This window comes from uncultured Brevundimonas sp. (genome assembly GCF_963975535.1).
Classification (GTDB): Bacteria; Pseudomonadota; Alphaproteobacteria; order Caulobacterales; family Caulobacteraceae; genus Brevundimonas.
In genome coordinates, this window is sequence record NZ_CAXBHE010000030.1 from 1 (window position 1) to 1,866 (window position 1,866).

The 1,866-nt window shown below is 60.5% G+C and carries 2 protein-coding genes; both read left to right on the top strand.

The genetic code is table 11. The features are described from left to right. On the top strand, nt 1-293 hold a 293-nt coding region (locus AACZ75_RS15640), incomplete at its 5' end, for a hypothetical protein (protein WP_339874145.1). 113 nt (nt 294-406) lie between these two features. Beyond that, entirely contained in the window at nt 407-1,777 is a 1,371-nt protein-coding gene (gene ltrA, locus AACZ75_RS15645; RefSeq protein ID WP_286782554.1) for a group II intron reverse transcriptase/maturase, read from the top strand. The last annotated feature ends 89 nt before the right edge of the window (nt 1,778-1,866 follow it).

A 1,866-nucleotide genomic window follows, 5' to 3' on the forward strand; every position in this document is an offset into this window, starting at 1 on the left:
TTGTGCGCCCAGCATGGGCGCACTCCTGCGGGTGCAAGTCCCGCCATAAGTTGATCACAGCGAATGAAGTGAAGCGCAACTGCGTGAGGGTGACCGAGCGTGGGGAGGAAGCGTGGAGCATAAGCTGCGAGCCGATGAACAAGAATCGGATAGAAGGCGTCATCAAGCAGGGCGAGCGGGCAAGAAGCCGTGAAGCTCTTGTGATCAAGGCGAGATGGCGTAAATCCGGCGGTTGTGCAGTGAAGGGGTGCGTTCTTACCTGGGGAACCCTCGCCTTGATCCTGAAAGGGTAACGGCGTCGAGCCGGAGCGAGGACTCAGCAGAGGTCATAGTAGCCACAGTAGCGGGGCCGAAGAGGCTGGGAACGAACTGGCGAAGGACCGAACGAGAAGGAGTATGACTCAATATGACGATGCAACTCATATTGCCTCAGATGTCCACATCAGTGGAGCGGGCGGGCGCAGCCAGCGGTGAAGCCGCTGGTGATCCTGTCAGCGAGGAAATGGGCGGCCCGCGTCATGCAAATGAGCATACAGGGTCAGCGCTACTGCAAGCGGCGCTGACAAGAGAGAACCTGCAAGCCGCGTTCAAGCGGGTGCGGGCCAACAAAGGCGCAGCCGGCGTGGACGGCTTGGACATAGACCAGACTGCCCGTCGCCTGGTGACCACTTGGCCTGTCATTCGTGCCGAATTGCTTGCGGGGACGTACCGGCCCAGTCCGGTACGACGGGTGATGATTCCCAAGTCTGACGGTAGCCAGCGCGAGCTGGGTATCCCGACGGTGACGGATCGTCTGATCCAGCAGGCGCTGCTGCAAGTGCTGCAACCCGTGCTTGACCCCACTTTCAGCGAACACAGTTACGGCTTCAGGCCGGGGCGCCGTGCGCATGACGCGGTTCTGGCCGCGCATTCGTACGTGCAGTCCGGTCGCCGTATCGTGGTGGACGTGGATCTGGAGAAATTCTTCGACCGGGTCAACCACGACATCCTGATTGACCGCCTACAGAAACGCCTGCCGGATGCCGGAGTGATCCGGCTGATTCGGTCGTATCTGAACAGCGGCATTATGGATGGCGGTGTGGCCGTCGAACGGTATGAGGGCACGCCGCAAGGCGGTCCGCTCTCGCCGATGTTGGCTAACGTGCTGCTTGATGAGGTGGATAAGGAGTTAGAACGCCGGGGCCATTGCTTCGTGCGCTACGCTGATGACTGCAACGTTTACGTTCACAGCCGTCGCGCGGGTGAACGGGTGATGGGCTTACTGCGGCGGCTATACGCTCGGCTGCGCTTGAGGGTCAATGAGATCAAAAGTGCGGTCGCCAGCGTGTTTACCGACCGCAAGTTTCTGGGCTATAGCTTCTGGGTGGACCCTAAAGGGCAGGTCAAGCGTCGGGTGGCGACCAAAGCGCTCGCCACGTTCAAGCAACGTGTGCGGCAACTGACGCGCCGCTCGGGCGGGCGCAGCATGCAGCAGGTGGTGGATCGGCTGCGAGTGTATATCCTGGGATGGAAGGGCTACTTCCGATTGGCGCAAGTCCACAAGGTCTGGCGTGGGCTGGACAAGTGGATTCGTCATCGGTTAAGGGCCATTCAGCTCAGGCAATGGAAACGAGGCAAGACGATGTTCCGGGAGTTGCGCGCCTTGGGGGTGAGTTTTACTGTCGCCCGATGGGTGGCGGCAAATTCCCGCAGCTGGTGGCGCAATAGTGGCGGGTCACTCAATGCGGCCTTGCCCATTGCCCACTTCGACCGACTAGGTGTTCCTAGACTCTCTTAAGCCTCAACTTCTTGAACCGCCCGGTGCGGACCCGCATGCCGGGTGGTGTGGCAGGGGTGCAGTTCACTAGAACTGCCCCCTATGCCGAT